The organism is Labrenzia sp. PO1 (assembly GCF_012273635.1).
Classification (GTDB): domain Bacteria; phylum Pseudomonadota; class Alphaproteobacteria; order Rhizobiales; family Stappiaceae; genus Roseibium; species Roseibium algicola.
The window spans coordinates 340,742-362,002 of the sequence record NZ_JAAXCR010000003.1 but is presented as its reverse complement, the minus strand read 5'-3'; the positions used below and the strand labels follow the sequence as shown (position 1 = coordinate 362,002).

Here is a 21,261-nt window from a genome sequence, read left to right as displayed (position 1 = left end):
TTTGCCGTCAGGATCTGTCCTGACGGCGCAGCCCAAGAACGTTCGGCAATTGATCGCCGTCTGTTGCGAGTAACTTCTTTGAAGTCACGGGCTCCAGGCTTTCCTGGTGTTGAATTTCCTGTTTGGTTTCTTTTTCTTGAGCGATTTTTGCAGCATCGTCGGGATTATCTGACGAGGGTGCTTCCGTTGCTGAAGTCGCAGGGGAGTTCACTGGGCCTGCTTCCGGTGATTTCCTTTCGGCGACAACCAGGCCTTCTACCAGTTCTCGAATAGCCGGCTCCAGACCGTCGCCTCGAGACATGGCCGTCAGGACGGATCTAGCCTGGTTGGAATATTTGAGTGCGGCGAGGGCGGCTCCAAGTGCATTCAGAGGTTCTTTTGCTGATTTGTCGAGATCGTGCGCGGCCAGGGCGTGTTTCAGAGCTGCACCATGATCTCCAAACTTACGCGCAATACTGCTGAGCCGAACGTGGGTCTGTATTGATCTCGGAGATAGCTTCAACGCGGCAAGCGCGGCTTCACGAGCATCTTCCAAGGCGCCTTTCCCGGCGAGTGCATCGGACAACAGGTCCAGGGGAAGCGGGTCTGCCGGCGCTCGCTCACTTGCCCGTATCGTCAGTTCGATCACTTCGTCAAAGCGCTTACGCAGCAGCAATGTCTGCGAAAGACCAATTAGCGCAGGACCGTAATCCGGATCGGCCTTCAGCGCTTTCCGATAAGCCGCGATCGCTGCGGCCTTTTGATCAACACGCGCCTGTGTGTCTGCGAAAAGAGACAAGACAGCTGGCGTATCCGGCAGTAGCTCGACTAGGCGTCGGGCCGGAACGGAAGCTTCTTCGGGTTTGTCTTCTTTCAGCAAAACACTGGCAAGACCATAGAGCGCGTTTCGATTGTCCGGTGCTTGAGAGAGCACATCAGCAAAATTTTGCCGAGCGTTTGCCATGTCACCGAGCAGCAACTGACAGTTTCCGAGACTCGCGCGAGCATTCAGGTGGTCTGGTTCGGCAAACACGATGCGGCGTAACTGCGATTGCGCTTCGTCCAGATACCCGGTCTGGAGCAACGCGGATGCCGTTCTGTAGGCAATTTCCGTGTCGTCCGGCGACAGTTCCTGGGCTTTCAGATAAGACACCAGCGCCCTGTCAAGATTGCCCGCATTTTCAAGGGCTACGGCTTCTTCAAACGCTTTACGGGCAGCTGCGGTCATCTGGGTCGGTTTTCCTAAAAGCACCTGCCAGCAGCTTGTCTCACCGGAGACGAAGCACGGGGGCTTATGGTTAACCTAAGGAGCAGGCGCGCGCCGGTCAAAAGCGAATTTCAGCCGTACACAGCTTGTCCGCCGGAAACATTTGCCCGCCAAAGTTACGACACAAGAAAGCCGCGGAACAGGCGTTGGCGGCAAAATCTTGTGCGGGACAGCATCGGCTGTGAAATTCGGGTTCATTTTACTCAAAAGACCGGTTAGAAGCTGGCCATGACCCAGCATCAGCGCCTTCTTATCATCGACTTCGGCTCCCAGGTCACGCAGCTCATCGCGCGGCGCCTGCGCGAGTTAAATGTCTACTGCGAAATCCATCCATATCAGAACGTTACCGACGCCTTTTTGAGCGAGTTTTCGCCCAAGGCAGTAATTTTCTCAGGTGGCCCGGATTCGGTTACGCGAGCCGGTTCACCGCGTCCGCCGGAAAGTGTCTACACAATGGGCGTTCCGATCCTGGGGATCTGTTACGGCCAACAGGTGATGATGCAGCAGTTGGGCGGACAGGTTGACGGTGGCAAGATTTCCGGCGGTGGCGGCACGGCCGAGTTTGGCAGAGCATTCGTAACACCAGTCGAGAACAAACTGTCGATCCTGGATGGATGGTTTGCCGACGGGAAAGAACAGGTCTGGATGAGCCATGGCGACCATGTCAGCCGGATCGCACCAGGCTTTGAGGTCTTCGGCACATCGCCAAACGCTCCCTACGCGATTACCGCGGACAAGGAGAGAAACTTCTACGCCGTACAGTTTCACCCGGAAGTGCACCACACGCCGAACGGCAAGAAGCTTTATGAGAATTTCGTCCGACTTGCCGGCTTCACCGGTGACTGGACTATGGGAGCCTACAAGGACGATGCCATTGCGCGCATCCGCGAGCAGGTTGGTGACAAGAGGGTCATTTGTGGTCTGTCCGGTGGTGTCGACAGCTCCGTTGCTGCTGTGTTGATCCATGAGGCGATCGGGGATCAGCTCACATGTGTCTTCGTGGACCACGGATTGTTGCGCCTGAACGAGGCGGAAGAAGTGGTCTCCATGTTCAGGGACAACTACAACATTCCCTTGATCCATGCGGATGAGAGCGAACTGTTCCTGGGAGAGCTGGACGGTGTTTCCGACCCGGAAACCAAACGCAAGATCATCGGAAAACTGTTCATCGACGTTTTCCAGAAACATGCGAATGAGATTGAGGGCGCTGAGTTTCTCGCTCAAGGTACGCTCTATCCGGACGTGATTGAGAGCGTCAGCTTCTCCGGAGGTCCGTCGGTCACCATCAAGTCGCATCATAATGTCGGCGGGTTGCCGGAAAAGATGGGACTGAAGCTGGTCGAGCCGCTGCGTGAGCTCTTCAAGGACGAGGTGAGGGCGCTTGGCCGTGAACTCGGCCTTCCCGAGAAGTTCATCGGCCGCCACCCCTTCCCGGGACCTGGACTTGCCATTCGTTGTCCGGGTGAAATCACCCGCGAGAAACTTGAAATTCTTCGAAAGGCTGATGCGGTCTATATCGACCAGATCCGTAAGCACGGTCTCTATGACGATATCTGGCAGGCTTTCGTTGCCATCCTTCCAGTGCGAACGGTCGGTGTCATGGGCGATGGCCGCACATATGACTACGCCTGCGCGTTGAGAGCCGTCACGTCAGTCGACGGCATGACTGCCGACTATTTCCCCTTCACGCATGATTTCCTGGGTGAGACGGCAACCCGTATCATTAATGAGGTACAGGGCATCAACCGCGTAACCTATGACATTACGTCAAAACCACCCGGCACTATTGAGTGGGAATAAGCAAGGCTTTGGATCACTTGGACCCGACGTTGCTTGGCGGGTCTTGACGTGGGCGGACCGAAATATCGCAGGTAACTCTGCGAACGCAGGAATGTGACTGCACGAACGATTGTCGAGCCTGCATGCATTGGCGAAAGGTCAATGATTGTGCTCGTGCATTTGCTTTTGTTTATAGCGCCTCGATGCTGTGAACGAACTGCAATTTGCTTCGATTAACTGAATATTTGCAGGCGCTCATATAAACAGTCCACAAACTGTTGCTCTATCAGTTGCTTCGCCGAATAAAGATGGGAATGATTGAAGTGAGTAAATTAACTAAAATTATTTCTGGATATGAAAATGACGGCTTCAGTCTCGGCAAAGCAGCTAGAAAAAAGAGAATTAAGTATTTTTGTGAATTGATAGAGAGTAAGTTTTCTGAGAAGGGCCGTGTAAAAATACTAGATATTGGCGGGACTGTTCAATATTGGAACATCATCGACAAAGATTTTCTGGATCGCAACAACGTACAGATTACCCTTTTAAATCTACCGGGATCTCAAGCCTTTGAGGCAGACGGGAGATTTGATTTTTTGACAGGTAATGCCACAGAAGACATCTGGAGTTACCTGGACCCTCAGGACTTTGACCTGATCCATTCAAACTCGGTAATCGAGCATGTTGGTGACTGGGCGCAAATGAAGCGGTTTGCGTCAAATATCCGGGATTTCCACGGCGGTTATTTTGTCCAGACACCAAATTTCTGGTTTCCCATTGAGCCGCATTGCATGACGCTCTTTTTCCATTGGCTGCCGAAGCCTTTAAGGGTCTGGCTTGTTGCTCACTTTTCCTTGGGGCATTGGGCAAAAGGGGCCAATACCGATGAGGCCGTCGAAATCGTCGAAAGCGCGCGCCTGCTGAGCAAGTCCATGTTCAAGGCGCTTTTCGATGATGCGCTCGTCAAGCAGGAAAAATTCCTGTTTTTGACCAAGTCCTTCATGGCTGTCAGAGTTGACGGGGAAGAAGTCTCTTCTTGAAAAGAGACTGGATTGCTCAACTTAATAGATTTGAATACCCGACAGGCTTTCGAAAGATCACGATACGAGCTCTCGAAATTGGTGGCTCAGCGCCTTGTTGAGATTTGAGCGTGAATGAATACACCACGGCATCCGAACCTGACACCAGACTGTGCTTCTTGTGCAGCCCTTTGCTGTGTTGTCTTTGCATTTGACCAATCCGAGTCCTTTGGTATCGACAAGGCAGCAGGCGAGGTTTGCCCGAAACTTGATAGCTGCGGACGTTGTGCCATCTTCGTTGACAGGTCGCGTCTCGGTTTCAGTGGATGCATTAGCTACGATTGTCACGGTGCAGGACAACGTGTGACGCAGGAAGTGTTTCACGGGCACACATGGCGGGATGATCCCGGACTTACGGAACGGATGGGAGAGGCGCTTTCCGTCCTGCGGCAAATTCATGAGAAACTGCTGCTCCTGGCAGCGGCTGAAAAACTTCCGCTTGGTATCGGGGAACGACAAGCACTAGTCGAACTGCAGATGCAGCTTGCTCCGCAGTCAGACTGGACGGAATCTCGGCTGAAGGCGTTCCCGCTGGTTGAGATTTCACGAAAAGTGTCGGATTTCCTGACAGGCTTGCGTCGACATTTCGAGCGATAGGCCTGAGAGTGAAATGTGTGCCCTTATCTTGCGCATTTGATACAGAATGCTGCGGCCGGGTCCACCTGTAGCCGTTTCACGGAAATCTCTTCACCGCACTCCACGCAGTCACCGTATTCGCCAGCTTCCAACCTTGATAAGGCCGCGTCGATTTTCTGGATTGTCGCCCGGCGCTGCCGTTCGGATGCCTGTGCCATAGCTTGTCCTTGAAGCGCGTCCATACGCGACAATCGACCGACTGATTGCTGATCTAGCTCCACCGCGGCACGGGCTTCCCCGGACAATTCGCTCAATGTTTCAAGTTCGGACTTGAGCGACAAGAGCTTGATCCGAATGTCTTCAACGTTGTGTTCCGCCATCTCCAAGCCTCCAGCGAAAGCATGAAGACGGCGGCCTGATTGTGCAAGAGGAGGTAAGTGTCACCTGTTAAACGGCATCACTTGATCCTAAAAACCCGGCAAGAACGATCTTCCCAATGGTTTTATTGCTTTCAATCTTCTGATGTGCGACGCGCAAATTGTCTGCATTGATGGGTTCAATCACTTCCGTCAATGTGGTCTTGAGCTTGCCTGCATCAACAAGGTCAGCGACGTTGTTCAACAGCTTGCGTTGCTCATCCATATCGGTTGTCTGGTACATGGAACGTGTAAACATCATCTCCCAGTGGATCGATATCGCCTTCAGTTTGAAGGGCCCAATGCTGACGTTGTCGGGATCGTCGATGAGCAGAAAACGGCCCTGTGGCGCGATCAATTCTGCAATGTCGTTCACGTGTTGCTCTGTGTGCGTTGTCGAGAAAACATAGCCGGGGGCTTCCAGTCCCAGAGCTTCGATCTGAGGCGCCATCGGTTTTGAATGATCGAGAACATGATGCGCACCAAGTTCACTCACCCAGGAACGGCTCTCCGGTCGTGAAGCAGTTGCGATAATCGTCATGTTCGTCAATTGGCGGGCAAGTTGAACCGCAATGGAACCGACGCCTCCCGAACCGCCAATGATCAGGAGAGTGTTCGAACCAGCCGGAACCGGGTCCTTCACTTTCAGCCGGTCGAACAGGGCTTCCCAGGCGGTGATCGCCGTCAAGGGCATGGCTGCTGCCTCGGCAAAACTCAGGCTCGTGGGTTTGCGGCCCACAATGCGTTCATCAATGAGATGGTACTCCGAGTTGGTTCCGTCCCTGGTGATGTCGCCGGCATAATAGACCTCATCGCCCACCTTGTAGCTGGTAACGTCAGGACCAGCTTCGGCGACGATCCCGGCCGCGTCGTATCCAAGGACGACTGGCGCGCCGTTTTGCGAAGTTCGGGATTGCCGCACCTTGGTGTCGACTGGGTTGACCGCAACAGCCTTGACCTCAACGAGAAGATCCTTTCCGGAAGGCACCGGCCTTGGTAGGTCGAGATCAGTCAACGACTTCGGGTCATCAATAGGAAGTGGTTCAAAAAATCCGATGGCACGCATGCTGTGTTCTCCTGATTTGCGTACCAATCAAATTGATCATAAAATTGTTTGGCGCAAGAATGCACAATTCTAGCCGTAACTGACAAAAAAGAACCTTAGGCACAAAATGGATACCGTTAGGAAATCAGGACCCAAACTGGTCAAGGACGTTTATGGCTGCCATCCGGGCTGTGCTGTCGAAGCAGCGCTCAGTTTGATCGACGGCAAGTGGAAAGGCGTCATTCTGTTCCTGTTGATGGAAAAAGAAGTCATGCGCTTCAACGAGTTCCAGAAAGCGCTTCCGGACATCACACAACGGATCTTGACCGCTCAACTCCGTAGTATGGAAGCTGACGGGTTGATCGTGAGGACCGTCTATCCTGTTGTTCCGCCGAAGGTTGAATATCAACTGACCGACCTTGGCGTGTCGCTGGAGCCGGTGGTGAAGGCCCTTGCACGCTGGGGGAACGAAAACAAGACGCTCTGGCCAAAAGGGTTTAAACGGGACAGCCACCTTCAGCAGGCAGGCTGACGTTTTTCCAGGCAGATGAGTTTCGTTTGTCGCTCGCAAACCATTGAGCCTCCTGACGCATTCGTGACTTTGTCAATCCGCGGCCCGTTGCGAGGATGCTCCTGTGAAATCCAAGGGAGAAATGCGTCATGAACCTAAGATGTTCGACAGCGCTTGCGGTGTTGCTCCTGTCCTTAGTGTTCGGAGCGTGCTCAGCACGGGCAGGTGAGGTCGAGATTGTCTCGGCAAAAGCAACCGGATCTGCAGGCACGTGGACCTTCGCAGTAACTCTCAGGCATGACGATACGGGTTGGGACCACTACGCCGACCTCTGGCAGATCTTGACGCCAGACGGAGAATTGTTAGGCGAGAGAGTGCTCCTTCACCCCCATGTCGACGAACAACCCTTCACGCGATCCCAATCGGGCATCACGATCCCAGAGGGAGTGTCACAGGTCATCATCCGGGCACGAGACACGGTGCACGGTGTTTCGCCACAAGAATACAAGTTGAACCTGGACCGTTAAGCGTTGCCTCAGTCAGGTGCGGATAAAGGCCAAAATGCCATCCGCAACGAATTGTACGGATAGAGCTGCCAACAGCACGCCGAGAAGACGGGTGATAACCAGCTGTGCTGTTTCTCCCAGGAGCCGTTCAATCTTGTCAGCCAAGAGAAAGGCTCCCATGCAACTCAGCAGGATGATCGCGATGACGCCGCCGAGGCCTGCATAGGCGAGGGTATCTGGAGCCTGACTGGACAACAGGATGATCGCGGAGATTGCCGCGGGTCCCGAAATAAGCGGTATCGCCAAAGGAAAGATGGCGAGTTCATTGATCGTTCCATGATGCGATTCCGATTCCATCGCCTTTTCGGCGGTTTCGGTTTTACGCGCCTGGCGCTTGCCGAAAATCATCTCGATCGCGATCAGGAACAACAGGATGCCTCCGGCGACCCTGAAAGCGGAAACGGAGATGCCGAGTACATTCAGCACCGTCTGTCCGGACGCATAAAAAACAAGGAGTATGGCTGCCGCCGTAATGGTTGCCCGAATGGCGACCTTGCGCCTGTCGTGCTTGCTCATTCCAGCCGTGATTGCAAGAAACATCGGGGCCAGACCGACCGGATCAATGGTGACAAATAAGGTCGCGAAGGCGTTGATGTAGTAGTCGAGCATGGCGATTCCCGGACCGGTTTTTCAGGCGCTTTTGTCGCCTTACTATAGTGCTTTGCGAGGTGCTGGCATGTTCTCAAGCCAAATGATTTTTGCCCCCTGTGTATACTCCTCGTAAAGCATTGAAATTAAACCCTTATTACTTAGGTGGAAAAGCGCCGAGAATTTGGAGTGGCGTCTTGAATCGGATATAAAAGAGCAAGCAATAACAATGAAATGAGTGTCTTCCTTGGCTGACCAGGACAACAGCACGCCCACTGACGGTCTTCCGTCCGATATCAAACCGGTCTCCATCGTCGATGAAATGAAGCGCAGCTATCTCGATTACGCGATGAGCGTGATCGTGTCGCGTGCGCTGCCTGACGTCCGCGACGGCCTCAAACCGGTTCACCGGCGCATTCTCTACTCGATGCACGAAAACGGCTACGAGTGGAACAAGCCCTATCGCAAGTCGGCCCGCGTGGTCGGTGACGTCATGGGTAAGTATCACCCGCATGGCGACAGCGCGATTTACGATGCACTGGTGCGCATGGCGCAGAATTTCTCGCTGCGGCTACCGCTGATTGACGGGCAGGGCAACTTCGGCTCCATCGACGGCGATCCAGCAGCGGCCATGCGTTACACCGAGTGCCGTCTCGAAAAAGTCGCCCACAAACTGCTGGACGATATCGACAAGGAGACGGTCGACTTTCAGGAAAACTACGATAACTCCGAGAGCGAGCCCGTCGTCCTTCCTGCCAAGTTCCCGAACCTCCTCGTCAACGGGGCCGGCGGTATCGCAGTCGGCATGGCGACCAACATTCCGCCGCACAACCTGGGCGAAGTGATCGATGCCGCCATTGCCGTGATGGAAAATCCGGCGATGTCACTCGAAGAACTGATGCAGATCGTTCCAGGCCCGGATTTCCCAACGGGTGGCATGATCCTCGGTCGGTCGGGTATCCGTAGTGCCTATGAAACGGCCCGCGGTTCGATCGTCATGCGGGCGAAAGTCGACGTCGAGGAAGTACGCAAGGACCGGACGGCCCTGATCGTCACGGAAATTCCGTATCAGGTCAACAAATCGACGATGATCGAGAAGATTGCCGAACTGGTGCGCGACAAGCGTATCGAGGGCATCTCGGACATCCGTGACGAGAGCGACCGCTCGGGCATGCGGGTCGTGATCGAGCTGAAGCGCGATGCGGTTCCGGACGTGATCCTGAACCAGCTCTACCGTTTCAGTCAGTTGCAGACATCGTTCGGTGCCAACATTGTTGCTCTGAACGGCGGCAAGCCGGAGCAGATGAACCTCTCCGACATGCTGCGCGCCTTCGTCTCCTTCCGCGAGGAGGTGATCCAGCGACGCACACGCTACCTGCTGAAGAAAGCCCGCGACCGTGCCCACATCTTGGTGGGCCTGGGCATCGCTGTTGCCAACATCGATGAAGTCATCAAGCTCATCCGCAGCGCTCCGGACCCGGCAACGGCGAGAGCGCAGCTGATGGAGCGCAACTGGCCGGCAAAGGATGTTGAATCGCTCATTCTTCTGATCGACGATCCGCGCCACATGGTGCAGGACGACGGCACCTACAAACTGTCAGAAGAACAGGCACGAGCCATTCTCGATCTGCGTCTGCAGCGCCTGACGGCGATGGGCCGCGATGAAATCGAGGAAGAACTCAACAAGATCGGTGCGGAAATTTCCGACTATCTCGATATCCTGCGCTCCCGGGCCAGGATCCAGGAGATCGTCCGCAACGAAATGCTTGAGATCAAGGAAGAATTTGCAACTCCGCGCCGAACCGAAATCATCGAAGGCGGGGCAGATTTCGACGAAGAAGACCTGATCCAGCGCGAAGACATGGTCGTGACCGTGTCTCACGGTGGCTACATCAAGCGCGTGCCGCTGGCGACTTACCGTGCACAACGACGCGGAGGCAAGGGCCGGTCCGGCATGGCAACCAAGGACGAGGATTTCGTCACCAGGCTGTTCGTCGCCAATACCCACACGCCGGTTCTGTTCTTCTCCTCGCGCGGCATCTGTTACAAGATGAAGGTGTGGCGTCTTCCACTCGGCGGACCGACCTCGCGCGGAAAGGCATTGATCAACCTGCTACCTCTCGAACAGGGCGAACAGATCACCTCGATCCTGCCATTGCCGGAAGACGAGGACAGCTGGGCAAACCTGGATGTGATGTTCGCGACCATACGTGGCACCATCCGGCGCAACAAACTGTCCGATTTCGTCAACATCAACCGGAACGGCAAGATTGCCATGAAGCTGGAAGACGGTGACGGGATTGTCGGCGTCGACACCTGTTCTGAACATGACGATGTGATGCTGACGACCAACTTCGGTCAGTGTATCCGCTTCCCCGTAACGGATGTTCGTGTCTTCGCCGGTCGTAATTCTGTCGGGGTCCGCGGAATTCGTCTGGCCGATGAGGATCGTGTGATCTCCATGCAGATCCTGCACCACATCGATGTAACAGCAGAAGAGCGCGCCGCTTACCTGAAGCTTTCCCGTGCAATGCGTGGAGAAGCAGATGAGAACGGCAATGGTGCAGATGAAGAGGGCGTAGTTGCCGGCGATCTGCCTCAGGAACGTTACGCTCAGATGAGTGCAGCCGAGCAGATCATCCTGACCATCTCTGAAAACGGCTACGGCAAGCGGACGTCCTCCTTCGAGTACCGGGTCACCGGCCGAGGCGGCAAAGGCATCACGGCCATGGCTGTCAACAGCCGGAATGGCGGACTGATCTCGTCTTTCCCTGTCGAGGACAGCCACCAGATCATGCTGGTGACGGATGGTGGCCAGTTGATCCGCTGTCCGGTGGACGGTATCCGCATCGCCGGGCGTGCGACCCAGGGCGTGATCGTCTTCAAGACGGCAGCCGACGAAAAGGTCGTTGCGGTCGAAGGGATCTCCGAAGTCGATGAAGACGATGTCCTCGAAGACGCCCTGGAAGGAGAAGCTGAGGGTTCAGCTGAACCGGGTGAGAATGACGCCGGGAACGATTCCGCCGAAGGAGATGAAACGCCTCCGGAAGCCTGATCTCTGATTGGCTAGACCTGAAAACGACAACAGCGGCCAGGGTGGAACCTGAGCCGCTGTTTGCCGTTACGGGAAGGGAGGTCTGAGACGATGCTCAGTTGGCCACAGGGTAACGGGCCAGAATTGTTTCATTTACGGTGGGTGCCGTTTTTTCGACAGTGACGAAGGACACGTTGCGTACACGGTTCGCACCGGTCAGTGCCGCTGCACAGTCTTCGCTCCAGGCGCCCCAAGCTTGTGTTTCACATGCCTTTGATGCCGGGATTTGCACAGCGCGGTCGGACTTGGTGGAAGCAAGTCCCTGCGTTGCCAGGCTGGTCAGACCTTCTGCCTGCGATGCTTTGCTCGGGTGCATGCTCATCATGCCAGCGGCAATCATCGTCAACAACGCCAGAACGAAAATAGCGGCCATCTTGAATTGTCCGGCCGGATCGATTGCCTTTGCCTGAAAGGCGAAAGGACGTACCGCGATAGCCGTTGCGGTCCGGTCGATTGTAGTAGTGCTCCTCATGATGCTGGCTCCTGCTCACGCCAATTGATTTCGATGGAGCCACTTTGACTTAGGTTTGCAAAGAGAGTTGTGACGGTCGTCACACAATGTCAGTTACTGGCAAAAGACGCGTTCATGCCTGCGTTCTACTTGTTAGGCAGGTGCAGGCAGAGTAAGGAAGGTGCCATGAATCGTATTGCGCTTTATCCTGGATCCTTCGATCCCGTCACCAATGGCCACATGGATATATTGCGTCAGTCGCTTGCGCTGGCGGACAAGGTGGTGGTTGCCATCGGCATTCACCCCGGCAAGTCTCCCCTGTTTTCCTTCGAGGAACGGGTCGAATTGATCCATGCTTCGGCTCGTTCGGAATTCACTCCGCAGGAAGCTGAACGGATTGATGTCATCGCCTTCGACAATCTGGTCATCGAAACGGCACGCCAGCAAAACGCCGCTTACCTGGTTCGCGGTCTGCGGGACGGCACGGATCTTGACTACGAGATGCAGATGGCGGGCATGAACGGCACGCTGGAACCGGACATTCGCACGGTATTTCTTCCGGCTTCCCCAAACGTGCGCCACATCACGGCCACCTTGGTACGTCAAATCGCGAAGATGGGCGGAGAAATCTCCGCTTTTGTGCCGGAGCCGGTTGCCGAACCATTGAGATCGCGCGCGAAACCCGGCGCGTAATTCAAAGCCAAGCTCTAGACCTGAACCTTAGGAGTCTCCAGTGTCGCGCTTTTTTGCAATTTTTGCCGTTCTGGCTTCACTTCTGATCCTGCCTTCGGCCGCCAGTGCCCAAGGCACCGATCCGGAAAACACAATTTATCTCGATTTGAAGGACGGACGCGTCGTCATACAGCTTCGTCCGGACCTTGCTCCGGCTCACGTTGAGCGGATCAAGAAGCTTTCCCGCGAAGGTTTTTACGACGGTATCGTCTTCCATCGCGTCATCGACGGCTTCATGGCCCAGACCGGTGACCCGACGGGCACCGGCACGGGCCGTTCCAGCGAACCTAACCTGAAGGCTGAGTTTTCCAACGCACCGTTCAAGCGTGGCACACTCGGCATGGCACGTTCCGCTAGCCCGGACAGCGCCAATTCCCAGTTTTTCATCATGTTCGGCGATGGCGACTGGCTGAATGGCCAGTACACCGTATTCGGTGAAGTCGTCGATGGTATGGAATTCGTCGACAACATCACCCGCGGCGAACCGCCGGCAAATCCGGACAAGATCATCAAGATGCAGGTCGCCTCGGACGCACAATAACGTTCACGCGACTACAATTTCGAAAATACCCAAGGAGATACTCGATGGCTGAAATCAAAGACGCCGAAAACACCCTTCTCATGGAAACCAGCCAGGGACTGGTTGTTATCGAACTGAAGCCGGACCTCGCGCCGACGCATGTCGCACGTATCAAGGAACTGGTCCGCGAAGGTTTTTACGACGGCATCGTGTTTCACCGCGTAATCGACGGCTTCATGGCACAGACCGGCTGCCCGCAGGGCACTGGCACTGGTGGTTCCGGCAAGAAATTGAAAGCGGAATTCAGCAATGAGAAGCACGTGCGCGGCACCTGCTCCATGGCTCGCGCAATGGACCCGAACTCCGGTGATAGCCAGTTCTTCATTTGCTTTACCGACGCGCCCTGGCTCGACGGTCAGTACACCGTCTGGGGTGAAGTGATCGAAGGCATGGACAATGTCGACAAGATCAAGCGTGGCGAACCGGTTTCCAATCCGGACAATATCGTCTCCTTGAAAGTGGCGGCCGACGCGGCCTGAACCACCTGAAAGTGGCTTTAACGATGCAGCGCGGATCATTCATCCGCGCTGTTTTGTTTTGGATGTACCGTCAGACGGTTGACCTGCTCCGCCGTCGCCAGTAAGAGCCGCTGACTGAAAGTCCGGTTGCCGCTCTGGTATGGAATGGCGCCGCACCCCGAAACCTTCCAGAGATCCGTCAGTAGCAAATCACCATGCGTGTCGACCAATTCGACTTTGTTCTTCCCAACGAGCGGATCGCCTTGCGCCCGGCTCGGCCACGTGATTCCGCTCGCATGCTTGTTGTTAAACCAGGTGCTGAACCTGAACTATCCGACACGGGTGTTCGCGAATTGCCGCTGTTGCTGGAGCCCGGTGATGCGCTGGTCTTCAACGATACCAAGGTGATACCCGCACAGCTTGAAGGAACACGCCTGCGAGGAGACATTACCGCGGGCATCGGGGCGACGTTGCACATGCGCACCGGGCCAGACCGCTGGAAGGCCTTCGTCCGGCCGGCAAAGAAGTTGCAGGTTGGCGATACTGTCCTTTTCGAAGGGTTCGGCACACGGCTAACGGCGGAAGTTACCGAAAAGGGTGATAGCGGTGAAGTATTGCTGACTTTCGACCGGTCCGGACCTGATCTCGACATTGCAATCGCATCCGTTGGACACATACCCTTGCCACCGTATATTGCGCAAAAGCGTGGCGAAGACGACCAGGATCGCAAGGACTATCAGACGATATTTGCCGAAAAGGACGGCGCCGTTGCCGCACCGACAGCGGGTCTTCATTTTACGCCTGAACTGCTCAAGGCATTGAGCGAGCGCGGTATCGAACAGCACCGCGTAACACTGCATGTCGGAGCCGGCACCTTTCTGCCGGTAAAAGCGGAAGACACGGCAGATCACAAGATGCACGCAGAATGGGGCGAAATCTCCGAAGAGACTGCCGCTGCACTTTTAGCCGTCAAGGCAAGGGGTAACAAGGTTGTCAGCGTCGGCACGACATCCCTGCGGATCCTTGAAAGCTCCGCCCAGGCAAGTGGCGCCATTGCCGCCTTTGCGGGTGAAACCTCGATCTTCATCACGCCCGGTTACCGTTTCAAGGCGATCGACGCGTTGATGACCAACTTCCATCTTCCGCGTTCTACGTTGTTCATGCTGGTGTCGGCTCTCTCGGGTCTGGACACGATGCGGCGTGCCTATGCACACGCTATTTCTCAGGAATACCGTTTTTACAGCTATGGCGACGCTTCCCTGCTATTCCCGCAGGAAGGCGCTGTCTGAGGACCAATCATGACCGAACAAACCGGCAAGACCTTCAGCTTCAAGCTGATCACCACGGACGGCGCGGCGCGGCGCGGCGAAATCACGACGCCTCACGGTGTCGTGCGCACACCCGCTTTCATGCCGGTGGGCACTCAGGCAACTGTGAAGGCGATGTACCCGGAGCAGGTGCGTGAAACCGGTGCAGACGTGGTTCTAGGCAATACATATCACCTGATGCTTCGCCCGACTGCCGAACGGGTCGCGAGACTTGGCGGACTGCACACCTTCATGAACTGGCCTCACACGATCCTGACCGACAGCGGCGGGTTCCAGGTGATGTCGCTGGCTCAGCTGCGGAAGCTGGATGAAGATGGTGTGCGTTTCCAAAGCCACATTGACGGTCAGAAGTACCATCTCACACCGGAACGTTCAGTCGAGATACAGGGTCTCCTCGGGTCAGATATCCAGATGCAGCTGGACGAATGCATCAAGTTGCCGAGCCCCCGTGAAGAAGTCCAAAGAGCTATGGAGCTGTCTCTCAGATGGGCAGAACGCTCTCGCAACCAGTTCGAAGCCATGGGTGGACCAGGGAAAGGGCAGGGGCTTTACGGTATCGTTCAGGGTGGCGATCAACCCGACCTTCGTATTCGCTCGGCAGAAGAACTCGGCAAAATGCCGTTTGAAGGCTATTCGGTTGGCGGTCTGGCCGTTGGTGAACCTCAGGACGTCATGCTGAGCATGCTCGACATCACGACGCCAGTTATGCCGGTGGACAAGCCACGTTACCTGATGGGCGTTGGGACACCGGACGATCTTCTGGAAAGCGTGAAGCGCGGGATTGATCAGTTCGATTGCGTGATGCCGACCCGCGCAGGACGTCACGGTCTCGCCTATACGCGCTATGGCAAGGTCAACCTCAAGAATGCCCGTCACCAGGACGACCCACGCCCACTGGACGAGGCGAGCACCTGTCCCGCGTCTAGCGTCTACAGCAGAGCCTATCTGCACCATCTCGTGCGAGCTGGCGAAGGACTGGCCGGCATGCTGCTCACCTGGAACAACATCGCCTACTATCAGTACCTGATGCAGGGCATGCGCGACGCGATTGACGCCGGGTCTTTCGAAGACTTCTACGCAAAGACCAAGGAAGACTGGGCGCGCGGCGATATTGCCGCGCTGTAACCCGGCACACTCAATCCAGGTTCAGGCTGAAACTGACTAGGCGGAAAATCCGTCCGCTTTCGTCAGATAGCAGCCGGAAATCTTCCAACTGCCGTCATCCTGTTGCTCGAAACTGTAGAGTGCCAACCAGTTTTGGCCATTTGGGCCGGTTACATAGACTTCCTGCGTTGGTCCGAGCTTGGTCATTTTTGACCGGCCGAACGTCACGCTTTGAGGCTTGTAAACTGGCTGGTAGCCTTGCCGCACCATTTCCATGAAGAACTCTGGTGTTTGAAACCGCTGTTGCAAGGAACTGGTTGCGAACGAGAAGGCTGCCTGGGCATTACCCGTCGCAAAGGCACTCATCTGATTTTTGATGATCTTGTGAAAGGCACTGCTGTCGAGCCCTTCTTCGGCGCGGACAGACCCTGTAGCCAGCAACGCGCTGACGCCGGCCACCGCCACCATCTTCCAGAAACGAGCATGAGCCATGTTCGGTGTCTCCTTTCCTGAAACCCGAATAGTATACGGCTCGAAACCCTTTTCAGATTGCTAAAATACGAGCAAACCCTTGCGGCAATTCCCGGCAGTTTGAACTGTTTTACGGCAGACCTTGAGCTGCGAATTCTCGTCACGCGTACCGCGGCACAACAAAACCGTGAAATAGTCCTGTAAAATCAAAGGCGCCAGAGCTGGATTCCCTCCGGACAAGTGGAGCGATCCAAAAGCGCCGGTATATCAGCGACCAGGCCGCGTTGATCTTTCAGGACGTCTTTCAGGACCTGCCAACCGCTTCCATCTTGGAAAAAATGCCGATGGGGGACCGCAAGCACGGCAACATCCGCAGCATCAAGGTCCTCTTGCCGGGTGAGGGTGATTCCATATTCGGCCGCGACCTCATCGGGATGTGCAAGTGGATCACAGACCTGAACACGCGCCCCAAACTTTTCCAGCTCCCTGATGAGATCGACGACCTTGGAATTACGGGTATCAGGCACATTCGCCTTGTAGGTGATGCCGAGAACGACAACTTTCGGAGGCATGGGCATGCCAAGCTTCACGCTTTCCTGGATGATCTTGCCTGCAATAAATGCCGGCATTGCCTCGTTGGTACCGCGACCCGCCAGAATAACCTGAGGTGTCATGCCGATCTCGTGTGCCTTGTGGGTCAGGTAATACGGATCGACACCGATGCAGTGCCCCCCGACCAGTCCCGGCTGGAACGGCAGGAAGTTCCATTTGGTCGAAGACCCCTTCAACACGTCCCGGGTATCGATGCCCATCTGATGAAATAGCATCGCCAGTTCGTTCATGAGAGCAATATTGAGATCGCGTTGTGTGTTCTCAATCACCTTCGCCGCTTCCGCTACGCGGATCGACGGGGCAAGGTGAATACCTGCCGTGACAACCGCTCCATAGAGCGTATTGAGCGTTTCGGCTGTTTCCGGGTTGGAACCCGAAACGATTTTGGTGATGTCCGCAAAGCCTCGCTCGGTATCGCCAGGATTTATGCGCTCTGGCGAATAACCGACGGCAAAATCCCTGTTGAAGAGCAGCCCCGATTCCGTCTCGAGGACGGGAACTGCGATCTCTTCGGTAGCCCCTGGATACACGGTAGATTCAAAGACAACGATGGCCCCTGGTTTCAGATTGCGGCCGACAGTTGCTGCTGCGTTTCTGAAAGGCGAAAGGTCGGGTCGTTTGGCGTGATCGACAGGTGTCGGCACGGCCACGATCAAGACATCCCTATCGCTCAGATCCTTTTCGTTGTTGGAAAAAACCAGCGATTCCTGCTGCAAATCCGCGTCATCGACAGACGACGTGCTGTCCTGACCGCTGCGCAACTCGTTCAACCGGCTTTCGTTGATATCGAAGCCGAGAACGTCAAAACCCTTCGCAGCGAAGGCCACTGCCACGGGCAGGCCGACATAACCCAGACCGATAACCGCGATCTTGGTGGAGTGAATGGAATTGTCGTGCATGAGGCATCCGGGATTGGAGCAAACGGAAAGGGCCGGGTGTTGCGCAAGACCCGGCCCACTCCTAAAGGCTTCTGGCGAACCTTTTCAAGTCCGCAGTGAAAACGATCGCAGATTATTCGGCGGCCAAAGGCTTGCGAATGATCTCTTCCATGAACGGAACCAGTTCCCGAGCAAGTTTCGGATCGTCCATGCCGAATGCGATATTGGCGCTCAGGAAGCCGGCCTTGTTACCGCAGTCGTAGCTCCGACCCTCGAACTTGAGCGATGCGAAGTGCTGTTCCTTCATCAAGGCCAGCATGCTGTCGGTCAACTGGATCTCGCCACCTGCACCTTTGCCCTGGTTGGACAGGAGATCGAAAATTTCCGGCTGAAGAATGTAGCGGCCGGTGATCATCAAATTGGAAGGCGCCGTACCGGGGGCGGGCTTTTCGACCATGTTTGAGATCTTGTGCGCATTTGCACCGAGTTCTCCGTCAAGTTCCACAATGCCGTACTGATCTGTCTGGTCTTCGGGAACTTCTTCCACGGCGATGATGTTGCCACCCGTATTTTGATAGAGGTCTACCATCTGCTTGAGGCAGCTGACCTGAGACTTGATGATCACGTCCGGCAACAGAATGGCAAAGGGCTCGTTGCCGATAATATCGCGGGCGCACCAGATAGCGTGGCCGAGGCCAAGCGGGGCCTGCTGACGGGTGAAGGAAGTGGCACCCGGAACCGGGCGGTGCTTTTCAAGCAGTTCCAGAGCTGCAGTCTTGTTTCTCGCCTTGAGGGTATCTTCCAGCTCATAGGCCATATCGAAATGGTCTTCGATAACCTGTTTGTTTCGCCCGGTGACGAAAACGATATGTTCGATGCCTGCGGCCCGTGCTTCATCCACCACATACTGGATGATCGGACGGTCAACGATCGTCAGCATTTCCTTCGGCACTGCCTTGGTCGCGGGCAGAAACCGAGTGCCAAGACCTGCCACGGGCAGGATCGCTTTGCGAATGGGCTTGTTCATGTCAGGCCTTCCGATGGTCTACAAATACGAACTCAATCTTCTTTTACCCACTAATAGTCTCATGAGCCGTTGAATACACGTTCTAAACTCAGATCGTCCGCGGGCGCGACGTTGCAGTTAGCCCAAGTGGCAATCAGCCGGACCCTCAGGTCTTTGGCCGGTTGCAAGCTTGTGCACTGCAATACTAACGCAATAACTTCGACAAAGTGATCATTTTATGTCGGGCTGAGACTACACACTTTTAAATCGATTTAAGGCTTGTCCGCTTTCCGCCATAGCGATGTTGCGGGCAGGCGAAAAGAGCGCTATGGAACTCCGCAAGTTCCGAGATCGGACTTGTTTCCTGAACGAGTTGCTGCGCTCAAGCGGCAACCGCATGGCATAAGGTGGAAAATGACCGAGGCAAACCGCGTAGTTTCCGTTGGCAATGTAACCTTCAGCAATGATGCGCCTTTCAGTCTCATTGCCGGCCCGTGCCAGCTTGAAAGCCGCGAGCACGCACTGGAATGCGCAGCCGCGATCAAGGAAATTACAGATCGTCTCGGTATTGGCGTCATTTACAAGACTTCATACGATAAGGCCAACCGGACATCTCTCGCAGGAAAACGGGGTGTTGGCATGGAAGAAGCCATGCCGATCTTTGCCGAAGTGAAGGAAAAATTCGGCATGCCGGTCTTGACCGATGTGCACAGCCCCGAGCAATGCGCACCGGTTGCGGAAGTTGTCGATGTCCTGCAGATCCCGGCATTCCTCTGCCGCCAGACGGACTTGCTTGTGGCAGCAGCAAAGACCGGCCGCGTGGTCAACATCAAGAAAGGCCAGTTCCTGGCGCCCTGGGACATGAAAAATGTTCTGGGGAAAGTGACCGGTTCGGGCAATGCCAATGTCATGTTGACCGAACGCGGCGCCAGCTTCGGCTACAACACGCTTGTCACCGATATGCGCTCCCTGCCGATCATGGCACAGACCGGTGCGCCGGTCATTTTTGATGCAACACATTCCGTGCAGCAACCGGGCGGGCAGGGCGCTTCCACCGGCGGCGACCGGACAATGGTACCCGTTCTTGCGCGCGCAGCAGTGGCCGTGGGTGTTGCAGGTCTCTTCATCGAAACGCACCCTGATCCGGACAACGCGCCGTCCGATGGACCGAACATGGTGCCGCTCGATCAACTCGAAGCGTTGCTGGCCCAGTTGAAGGCACTGGACAACGTCGTCAAGGCACCGGCAGCCGCTGCAGAATAGTCAATTTCAGCCGCACCTCGTGTGCGGCTTTCCTTTGAGGGGCAAGAGCTCCGGAAAAACGCCGGTACTCCGGCTTCCAAACGGCCGGATTTTCTCCGGCAGACCGTCAATTCAGGTGCATGCGACAAGGGAGTTCTTTCCATGACCGCCATTATCGATGTTATCGGCCGTCAGATCTTTGACAGCCGTGGTAACCCGACCGTTGAAGTCGACGTTTTCCTGGAGGATGGTTCCTTCGGCCGGGCTGCCGTTCCGTCCGGAGCTTCCACCGGTGCACACGAAGCCGTCGAACTGCGCGATGGCGGCGACCGCTTCATGGGCAAGGGTGTCCAGAATGCAGTTGATGCCGTGAACGGAGAAATCTTCGAGACCGTTGGCGGTCTGGACGCTGAAGATCAGCTTCAGATCGACCAGGCCATGATCGATCTCGACGGTACACACAACAAGTCGCGTCTTGGTGCCAACTCCATACTTGGCGTATCGCTCGCGGTTGCCCGTGCCGCTGCCCAGGCGTCCGGTCTGCCGCTCTACCGCTATGTCGGCGGCACGTCTGCGCGCACGCTTCCGGTTCCCATGATGAACATCATCAATGGCGGCGCGCATGCCGACAATCCGATCGATTTCCAGGAATTCATGATCATGCCAGTCGGCGCCGAGTCCCTTGGCGATGCCGTGCGCATGGGTTCTGAAATTTTCCACACCTTGAAAAAAGCACTGAACGCAGCCGGTCACAACACCAATGTTGGCGATGAGGGCGGCTTTGCTCCTAATCTGGAATCGACAGACGCAGCTATCGGCTTCGTCATGAAGGCGATCGAAACCGCCGGCTACAAGCCAGGCGAAGATGTCTTCCTGGCACTGGACGCGGCATCGACGGAGTTCTTCAAGGACGGCAAATATGTGCTGGAAGGTGAAGGCAAGACGCTGGCTCCTGAGGAAATGGCAAAATATCTCGCCGATCTCGTTTCCCGCTACCCGATCATCTCGATCGAAGACGGCCTGGCAGAAGACGACTGGGACGGCTGGAAAGCGACGACCGACCTTATCGGCAACAAGTGCCAGCTGGTCGGCGACGACCTGTTCGTCACCAATTCCGAGCGTCTGCGCAAGGGGATCGACCTCGGCGTTGCCAACTCGATCCTGATCAAGGTCAACCAGATCGGTACGCTGTCCGAAACGCTGGACGCCGTCGAGACCGCACACAAGGCAGCCTACACTGCTGTGATGTCCCACCGCTCCGGCGAAACCGAGGACAGCACCATTGCTGACCTCGCGGTTGCCACCAACTGCGGCCAGATCAAAACCGGTTCACTCGCACGGTCCGACCGGCTCGCAAAGTACAACCAGCTCATCCGTATCGAGGAAGAACTGGGCGCACAGGCGGTCTATGCAGGCCATTCCATTCTGCGCGGCTGATCTTTTCAGGTCGTCAAAATCAGAAAAGCCCCGCATACGTGCGGGGCTTTTTAGTATCGGCAACT

Annotated in this window: 20 protein-coding genes; 12 read left to right on the top strand and 8 right to left on the bottom strand. The window is 55.6% G+C overall.

Translation table 11 applies throughout. The features are described from left to right. Positions 1 to 7 precede the first annotated feature (7 nt). Complete coding sequence (locus HCG46_RS16675) at positions 8 to 1,207, bottom strand: tetratricopeptide repeat protein (RefSeq protein WP_168686857.1); 1,200 nt, start codon at positions 1,205 to 1,207, stop codon at positions 8 to 10. 267 nt (positions 1,208 to 1,474) lie between these two features. On the opposite strand from HCG46_RS16675, the gene guaA reads away from it, so the two are divergent. The 3 genes from guaA (at position 1,475) to HCG46_RS16660 (ending at position 4,698) form a co-directional block, all read left to right on the top strand. After that, on the top strand, positions 1,475 to 3,046 hold the full coding sequence (gene guaA, locus HCG46_RS16670; protein WP_062488775.1) for a glutamine-hydrolyzing GMP synthase: 1,572 nt from the start codon (positions 1,475 to 1,477) through the stop codon (positions 3,044 to 3,046). A 293-nt stretch (positions 3,047 to 3,339) separates the two neighbouring features. Beyond that, positions 3,340 to 4,062: a hypothetical protein gene (locus HCG46_RS16665; RefSeq protein WP_075282781.1), complete on the top strand. Its 723-nt coding sequence runs from the start codon at positions 3,340 to 3,342 to the stop codon at positions 4,060 to 4,062. 114 nt (positions 4,063 to 4,176) lie between these two features. Continuing rightward, positions 4,177 to 4,698, top strand: a complete 522-nt coding sequence (locus HCG46_RS16660; protein WP_168686856.1) for a hypothetical protein — start codon at positions 4,177 to 4,179, stop codon at positions 4,696 to 4,698. A gap of 23 nt (positions 4,699 to 4,721) precedes the next feature. On the opposite strand, the gene HCG46_RS16655 is transcribed toward HCG46_RS16660, so the two are convergent. After that, positions 4,722 to 5,057, bottom strand: a complete 336-nt coding sequence (locus HCG46_RS16655; protein WP_168686855.1) for a TraR/DksA C4-type zinc finger protein — start codon at positions 5,055 to 5,057, stop codon at positions 4,722 to 4,724. 67 nt (positions 5,058 to 5,124) lie between these two features. Next, the gene (locus tag HCG46_RS16650) at positions 5,125 to 6,159 is read right to left on the bottom strand and encodes a zinc-binding alcohol dehydrogenase family protein (RefSeq protein ID WP_168686854.1); all 1,035 of its coding nucleotides are present in this window, start codon (positions 6,157 to 6,159) and stop codon (positions 5,125 to 5,127) included. Positions 6,160 to 6,265: 106 nt separating this feature from the next. On the opposite strand from HCG46_RS16650, the gene HCG46_RS16645 reads away from it, so the two are divergent. After that, entirely contained in the window at positions 6,266 to 6,670 is a 405-nt protein-coding gene (locus HCG46_RS16645; protein ID WP_022998664.1) for a helix-turn-helix domain-containing protein, read from the top strand. A gap of 518 nt (positions 6,671 to 7,188) precedes the next feature. Here HCG46_RS16645 and HCG46_RS16640 read toward each other — a convergent pair. After that, a complete protein-coding gene (locus HCG46_RS16640; RefSeq protein WP_168686853.1) occupies positions 7,189 to 7,824 on the bottom strand; it encodes a MarC family protein in 636 nt (211 codons plus the stop codon). 226 nt (positions 7,825 to 8,050) lie between these two features. Between HCG46_RS16640 and gyrA the strand changes: the two genes are divergently transcribed. Beyond that, a complete protein-coding gene (gene gyrA / locus HCG46_RS16635) occupies positions 8,051 to 10,858 on the top strand; it encodes a DNA gyrase subunit A (RefSeq protein WP_077292873.1) in 2,808 nt (935 codons plus the stop codon). Between the two features lie 94 nt (positions 10,859 to 10,952). On the opposite strand, the gene HCG46_RS16630 is transcribed toward gyrA, so the two are convergent. Then, positions 10,953 to 11,369 carry a hypothetical protein gene (locus HCG46_RS16630; protein ID WP_022998660.1) on the bottom strand — a complete coding sequence of 139 codons (417 nt, stop codon included), beginning with the start codon at positions 11,367 to 11,369 and terminating at the stop codon, positions 10,953 to 10,955. Between the two features lie 165 nt (positions 11,370 to 11,534). Here HCG46_RS16630 and coaD point away from each other — a divergent pair, with 165 nt between their 5' ends. From coaD to tgt, 5 genes are all read left to right on the top strand, one after another. Then, entirely contained in the window at positions 11,535 to 12,041 is a 507-nt protein-coding gene (gene coaD, locus HCG46_RS16625; protein WP_168686852.1) for a pantetheine-phosphate adenylyltransferase, read from the top strand. Between the two features lie 40 nt (positions 12,042 to 12,081). Next, positions 12,082 to 12,621, top strand: a complete 540-nt coding sequence (locus HCG46_RS16620; RefSeq protein WP_022998658.1) for a peptidylprolyl isomerase — start codon at positions 12,082 to 12,084, stop codon at positions 12,619 to 12,621. A gap of 44 nt (positions 12,622 to 12,665) precedes the next feature. Continuing rightward, entirely contained in the window at positions 12,666 to 13,139 is a 474-nt protein-coding gene (locus HCG46_RS16615; RefSeq protein WP_168686851.1) for a peptidylprolyl isomerase, read from the top strand. 194 nt (positions 13,140 to 13,333) lie between these two features. Further along, entirely contained in the window at positions 13,334 to 14,407 is a 1,074-nt protein-coding gene (gene queA, locus HCG46_RS16610; RefSeq protein ID WP_168686850.1) for a tRNA preQ1(34) S-adenosylmethionine ribosyltransferase-isomerase QueA, read from the top strand. 9 nt (positions 14,408 to 14,416) lie between these two features. Further along, the gene (tgt, locus tag HCG46_RS16605; protein WP_168686849.1) at positions 14,417 to 15,571 is read left to right on the top strand and encodes a tRNA guanosine(34) transglycosylase Tgt; all 1,155 of its coding nucleotides are present in this window, start codon (positions 14,417 to 14,419) and stop codon (positions 15,569 to 15,571) included. Positions 15,572 to 15,607: 36 nt separating this feature from the next. On the opposite strand, the gene HCG46_RS16600 is transcribed toward tgt, so the two are convergent. From HCG46_RS16600 to galU, 3 genes are all read right to left on the bottom strand, one after another. Next, a complete protein-coding gene (locus HCG46_RS16600; RefSeq protein WP_022998654.1) occupies positions 15,608 to 16,042 on the bottom strand; it encodes a DUF4864 domain-containing protein in 435 nt (144 codons plus the stop codon). A 185-nt stretch (positions 16,043 to 16,227) separates the two neighbouring features. After that, positions 16,228 to 17,532, bottom strand: a complete 1,305-nt coding sequence (locus HCG46_RS16595) for a nucleotide sugar dehydrogenase (RefSeq protein WP_168686848.1) — start codon at positions 17,530 to 17,532, stop codon at positions 16,228 to 16,230. A gap of 112 nt (positions 17,533 to 17,644) precedes the next feature. Then, positions 17,645 to 18,538 carry a UTP--glucose-1-phosphate uridylyltransferase GalU gene (gene galU / locus HCG46_RS16590; protein ID WP_022998652.1) on the bottom strand — a complete coding sequence of 298 codons (894 nt, stop codon included), beginning with the start codon at positions 18,536 to 18,538 and terminating at the stop codon, positions 17,645 to 17,647. Between the two features lie 393 nt (positions 18,539 to 18,931). Here galU and kdsA point away from each other — a divergent pair, with 393 nt between their 5' ends. Both kdsA and eno read left to right on the top strand, forming a co-directional pair. Then, on the top strand, positions 18,932 to 19,780 hold the full coding sequence (gene kdsA / locus HCG46_RS16585) for a 3-deoxy-8-phosphooctulonate synthase (protein WP_062488766.1): 849 nt from the start codon (positions 18,932 to 18,934) through the stop codon (positions 19,778 to 19,780). Between the two features lie 141 nt (positions 19,781 to 19,921). Next, positions 19,922 to 21,196: a phosphopyruvate hydratase gene (gene eno, locus HCG46_RS16580; protein WP_168686847.1), complete on the top strand. Its 1,275-nt coding sequence runs from the start codon at positions 19,922 to 19,924 to the stop codon at positions 21,194 to 21,196. Positions 21,197 to 21,261 lie beyond the last annotated feature (65 nt).